This is a genomic window from Marinobacter persicus, from assembly GCF_002934325.1.
Taxonomy (GTDB): domain Bacteria; phylum Pseudomonadota; class Gammaproteobacteria; order Pseudomonadales; family Oleiphilaceae; genus Marinobacter; species Marinobacter persicus_A.
Window position 1 is genome coordinate 1 of sequence record NZ_PTIV01000054.1, and the last position, 5,373, is coordinate 5,373.

A 5,373-nucleotide genomic window follows, 5' to 3' on the forward strand; every position below is an offset into this window, starting at 1 on the left:
TAGTGCTTAAAGCGAGGCATCTGACAGCTCCTTGTCTGTTTGCCTGATCCTACCAAACTGACCCTCTGATTCGGAGTTTTTCTACAGCCTCAACGTTTGCAGCATGCGCGCCCCCGGAATGGAGCCGAAGGCGCAATGTAGTGGGCGTCGCCGTGCCTGCACTTGTTAAGTTTCACTATCAGCCCCACGCATAGCCAAGGTGATCGATTTTTTAAGATTATCAACCAATTCGGGAAAATGTTGCCAGTCGCAAACAATGTATTGCGTGAAATAGGTTTTAAGCTCGCTGACTCTTCCAGAAAGCAGTGACTCAATGACTTTCAAAGGTAGAAGGTGTTCATGCTCGCCCTTCGATAAGCGGTAATTTCCGATATCATTTAGATGCTCAACATCAAAGGCTAAATTATCTGAAAACTCTCTTACACAGTGCCTGATAAAGTCTGGACTAACATCGTGATAGGTAACCAAGTAAGGAACTCGATCGGCGATTTCCTCGATATCGCTTGCGCCTTTCACTAAATCTATAGAAAAACTATCTTTAGCCAAATAAATAGGGGCAGTCGTCAACAGTATAGGGCAAATAAAAAATGGCTGGGATGGGTCGGGAGAAACCCATGAAGAGCTATTGATCTCGCCCGCAAGCATGGTCGGCAAAGCATAGTGTAATTGGTTTAGACCATGCTTTATTTCCTTGTCATGCGCAGATGCATTAAATAGATCCACCTCGACGCCCTTAAAACAGAATGGAAGATTCTCGTCGAACGAAACTACGTTATTTGGGGGTAAGATATCCTTTGAAAAATTATCAACAGCCCTAATTGTTCGGCCTAGAGTAAATGGTGAAAACTCTGGATCATTGGGGTCAGGCAAAAACAACCAACTAGTGCCGTCCTTTCGATATTTACACTCTACGAGTAAATGTACCGTTCCTGTCAGGTTATTTTCCTCACCAAAAGGGGTGAAAGCCATCGCCTCAACATCAACAGAAAAGTCTTTGTGGACGTCTCCGTCCAATCTAGAATATGAAAACTCAGAGGAGACGGAAAAACCTTTATCGGCGAGGCAGCTCATTGCTTCAAACTCAAGAGGGAAGCTTGAGGATAGCAACTTGTCCTTCCATTTTTGGTTATTACCCATTCTTTCTCGCTTCTATGGATACTTAACGCTTGGCTTTGCGGCGTGCCGAAGCGCAGCGTAGGTGCGTCCGACAACAGCCACTGGTTATACGGATTTAGTCAACTCGGCTTCGACAACCCGCGCTGAATCCATAGGCGATTGAGCAATATCACGGCCACAGATTCGCAAACTCCTAATGCCGATTTTTTTTAGCTTCTCATCAATCGCCTGATCCTTCTTTTTCGCCTCTGGCGAAGAATGGTGTGCAACTGAGTCACAAAATACAGCCAGCTTTTTGTCCGGGAAGTAGAAGTCAGCGTCAGTAATACTCTTCAGGCGTTTTCGCGATTTATGGTTTTCCCAAAGTTTATGGAAGCTAGGGACTGTAAATCCGTCCTCGCAGATAATGGTTTGCAGCTCAGGATTCAGGCCGATGGAATCCATTGCATGAATGAGAAACAGCTCAATAGGAGAATCACAACCCCATATCTTTTTAGGTTTCAGTTTTTTAAAAGGCTTGAAATACCAGTTATTTCTATATTTCTTATAATCGTTCAAGACCTGATTATGGCCTTGCAGCATTGGAATCCCCGGCAAGAGCACTTCGCTATGTTCAAACCTGTCGGCGAGTGCATATATACTGTGTACAAAACCAAGCATGTCTGACTCGATGTTCGAGTAATCGTGCATCCCTAACATATGTAGACCAAAAGCACCTCGAAACGGATTAAATCCCTTATACAACTTTGGAACTCCATCCATTCGCTCAAGGTCAATATTCTCTAACCATTCCGGCGGAACGGAGGATATTTCGCCCCTTTTACTAGCTGGCACTAGAGAAATACAGTACGGCTTGCCGACTAGTTCACCATTGACCTCTCTAAAGCCGTAAGCATTGACGACAACGTAGATAAGCTGAAAATTAACCTGTTCCTCTTTATAGATAGCAATCGACTCTGTAGAGGCATTCACACCTATGAGTCCGTTATTTGCCTCCATATGTCGTTTTTCTAATGGTTGAATCCCGTCGAGCTGGAAAATGTCATAGTTCAAGAATTCACCAATAGCACCCTCTAGATCAATCCTGACCGGCATATGAGGCAAGTCCTGATAGAAGGGCAGCCCAGCGAGTTCTTCCGGGCGGTTTTCTATGTTTTTTATTTGCTCTTCCGACACTCAAAACTCCATGCTAAGGACCTGTATAACGCCGAAGCACAGCGGCGACCTTGGAGTGGGGACGAAGGAGCCACGTAAAGGGCGTCCGGCGGCCACCGGCCGCGAACTGCTGCGCCTTGTTATGAGATTTACGACTTAAATAAATCATCATAGAAAGTGTTAATTTGTGGGTTTTGAAATTGAATAGCTTTTAGAAGGTCCCAAGCGTTGGGTGTTCTAGGCAAGCGACCCAATACCGCCCCATAATCATCCACAAACTCGACAATAATTTGCTCATCCCAGACATACTTTTCTTCATCTAAATAGTATTTAAAATTTTGGTTGTAGGCTCGAATGTTTCGACCGAGGTGATTTACAATATAAACCATATCAACACGAGCATCAGGTCCAATCATCGGGGCTACAGGATCTTGGCTACGCCAAACAATGTGATTGTGCTGAGTCAACTCGATCAGCTTATCTATGATTTCTGCAGTTTGTCTTGAGCTAAACATTTTACTTTCCTATGACCAAAGATTTTTTGTGATGGTACAACTCAGCCGAAACAACAGACAAACCAGTTTTAATCTCTCTTGCTGAATTTTCGTCACGATTCACCCAAAAATGAATTTTTGAAGTGTACCTCCTAATCAATTTTCGAGATTTTTTTATATCGGCCACCAAATCACCATTTGCTCCTCTTTGCATAGCTCTGAGCTCTACCTCTGCTAATGCAAATAATTCTTCAATATCCTTTTGGTTTTTTGAGAATGACTGCAATAAAGAAGAGATGTCCGAGGATATTTCACTGATTTTAGCTAAGTGATCATCAACGCTAGACCGAAAAAGAAACTTCTTCTTGATCCCGAACAGCATTAAAAATGTAACTACGGTGGTAAGCAGGCCAGCTATCGAAGCCCAGCTTCCAAAGTTGTTTAAAGTTAGTAATTGAAGAAACTCATCCACTTCAGCTATCTCTATTCAGGTTCATTGCTGATTCTCATAACGAGGCTGTAGAAAAACTCATTTCTGAGCCAGCTCTACCGCCCTCTAGTCCGTTTATTCGCCCCGGCCAGCAATCGGTCTGGCCATCGTGTTTTGCCCATTCGATCAGCTAAACCATTGCATCAGCAATGACCAAGAGCAGATTTCGTCCCTAAAAGGGGCTAATTGGCGGTCTTTTTCGCTCATTCACGCCGCCAACTGCCCATAATTCGCCAGTTTCTCGATGTTGTGCACCAGACAGTACAGCTGCCACTGACCCTGCACCTTCTTTTTGCCCCGCAGACTGAAGCGATTCAGGCGCTTGGTCGTTCCGATGTTGCCGAAGACCGGTTCCACCACCGACATGCGGTGACTGTAGATCTCTTTGCCTCTCGGGCTGTCCACGCGGTGCTTCATCCAGTCCGTGTAGTTCGGCAGGCGTTTGTTTTCGATGGTGAACGATACCTGTCGACCGGAACCTTTACGGTGATTGGCCGAGGCCGGGTTTTGCATGCACTGGTGTTTCTTCGGGCAATGCCGGCACTGGAGAAGGCGGCCTTCGAAGTGCACCCGGATTTTGCCGTTCTCGGCTTCGCGGGTGCCCTGGTAACTGATGGTGTTGCCTGCCGGACAGACACAGGTCAGATTCACCGGATCGAACTGGAATTCGCTGGCTGGGATGATGGTTTTCCAGCCGGTTTTGGGTAGATGCTGGTGCCGTTTGCCGTACTTACCCTTTTGGTTCTGGAATTTCGGATCGCGGCTCCGGAATTTGTTGTCGGGCACGTAGCCGTTGATCTGGCGTTCATGCAGGTACTGCATATTCGCTTCGTTGGCGAAACCAGTATCGGCGGTAACGATGGCACCTTGCTGGTAGATGTTGTCAGCAATGCCCAGCTTCTTGAGTCGGGCTTCCACGGTTTCCAGTACGGGCTGCAGCGTGTGGTGTTCCTGCCCTTCCCCGAAGGCCTGGGCATCTATGATGATCTGGTGTTTCTTGTCCACCGTGGCCACGCCGTTGTAGCCCTGGATCGTGCCCTTGCTGGTGGTCATCTTGGCGCTTTCGTTATCGGTGATGTTGCTCTTCACTTCCTTGCTCCGCTTCCCCCGGCCCATCCTTGGGCGGTTCGTCTTTAGGAAGCGGTCGACTTTGTTCAGAGATTCGTCCAGCGAGAGGATGGTTTTGGCCCGGCGGATATCGCGATCCAGTTCGGCTTCGGTTTCCGCCTCGTCCTTTTCGTAGTGTTCCCGCAAATGGTGGCGGACCAGACGGCGCAATTTCTCACGCTTTTCGCCGAGTTCCTTAAAGGTGCCGGACCATTCCTTGGCAGCGTTTGAGGACATTTTGCAGCCGTCGATGGCGAAGAGTTCATTGCCCAAAAGGCCCTGCTCATGACAGACCAGCAGAATCTGCTCAAACAGCTCTTCGATTTCATCGGCATGGCTGCTGACGAACTTGGCCAAGGTGGTGAAATGCGGAACGGTATCGCAGGACAGTGCTTTGAAGATGATGTTGGTCTCGCAACACCACTGCATCTCGCGGCTGGAGGTGATGCCCTTGGAATAGGCAAACAGGATGATCTTCAAAAGGATGGCCGGATCGTAGGCCAGGCGGCCGGTATCCTGGTTGCGGTACTTGGGGTGAAACACCGACAGGTCCAGCTTGTGCTCGATCAGGTAGTGCACCGCGTGTTCAAAGGTGCCGGGCTGCAGCTGTTCCTGGTAGTTGATCACGACCATGGCGTCCTGGTCGTAGTTGTAGTGCTTGAAGCGAGGCATCCCAACGACTCCTTGTCTGTTTGCCTGATTTTACCAAACCGGGGTGAGGAATTCGGGGTTTTTCTACAGCCTCAACGCTGACGTAACGGGCTGGATTGTGGAGCGGCAGCGGAACAAGCCGGTCCCGTTGACGTGTTGGTTAAATCAGTCACATTCGACAATAGACAGCCCCTCTGGAAACTCTCTTTGCTCCAACTCCTCAGGGTTTGCATAAACAGCTTGAGACCAATCCAACTGCTGAGGAGGGCGGTCTCCAACTCCAAGTGCAACAGCCGGGTTAATGAACACCTGGCGGTGCATCCTGTGTTCGCTTGATGAGATCCATAAAGACCTCCAGCG

General features: G+C 48.0%; 6 protein-coding genes. All 6 read right to left on the bottom strand.

Annotated features, from left to right (window positions below):
• Positions 1 to 165: 165 nt before the first annotated feature.
• Complete coding sequence (locus tag BY454_RS16155) at positions 166 to 1,137, bottom strand: hypothetical protein (RefSeq protein ID WP_104417597.1); 972 nt, start codon at positions 1,135 to 1,137, stop codon at positions 166 to 168.
• 84 nt (positions 1,138 to 1,221) lie between these two features.
• Positions 1,222 to 2,292, bottom strand: a complete 1,071-nt coding sequence (locus BY454_RS16160) for a hypothetical protein (protein WP_104417598.1) — start codon at positions 2,290 to 2,292, stop codon at positions 1,222 to 1,224.
• Between the two features lie 128 nt (positions 2,293 to 2,420).
• On the bottom strand, positions 2,421 to 2,786 hold the full coding sequence (locus BY454_RS16165; RefSeq protein WP_104417599.1) for a hypothetical protein: 366 nt from the start codon (positions 2,784 to 2,786) through the stop codon (positions 2,421 to 2,423).
• Position 2,787: 1 nt separating this feature from the next.
• Positions 2,788 to 3,237, bottom strand: a complete 450-nt coding sequence (locus BY454_RS16170) for a hypothetical protein (protein ID WP_104417600.1) — start codon at positions 3,235 to 3,237, stop codon at positions 2,788 to 2,790.
• 225 nt (positions 3,238 to 3,462) lie between these two features.
• Positions 3,463 to 5,034: an IS1182 family transposase gene (locus BY454_RS16175; RefSeq protein WP_104417601.1), complete on the bottom strand. Its 1,572-nt coding sequence runs from the start codon at positions 5,032 to 5,034 to the stop codon at positions 3,463 to 3,465.
• Between the two features lie 144 nt (positions 5,035 to 5,178).
• Positions 5,179 to 5,373 (bottom strand): hypothetical protein (locus BY454_RS16985; protein ID WP_219820663.1); only part of this gene is annotated, 195 nt, incomplete at its 5' end.

What these genes read in the sequence shown, in the direction of transcription:
- BY454_RS16165 (WP_104417599.1), bottom strand. Translation starts at nt 2,786, where the DNA reads ATGTTTAGCTCAAGACAAACTGCAGAAATCATAGATAAGCTGATCGAG.
- BY454_RS16175 (WP_104417601.1), bottom strand. Translation starts at nt 5,034, where the DNA reads ATGCCTCGCTTCAAGCACTACAACTACGACCAGGACGCCATGGTCGTG.
- BY454_RS16155 (WP_104417597.1), bottom strand. Translation starts at nt 1,137, where the DNA reads ATGGGTAATAACCAAAAATGGAAGGACAAGTTGCTATCCTCAAGCTTC.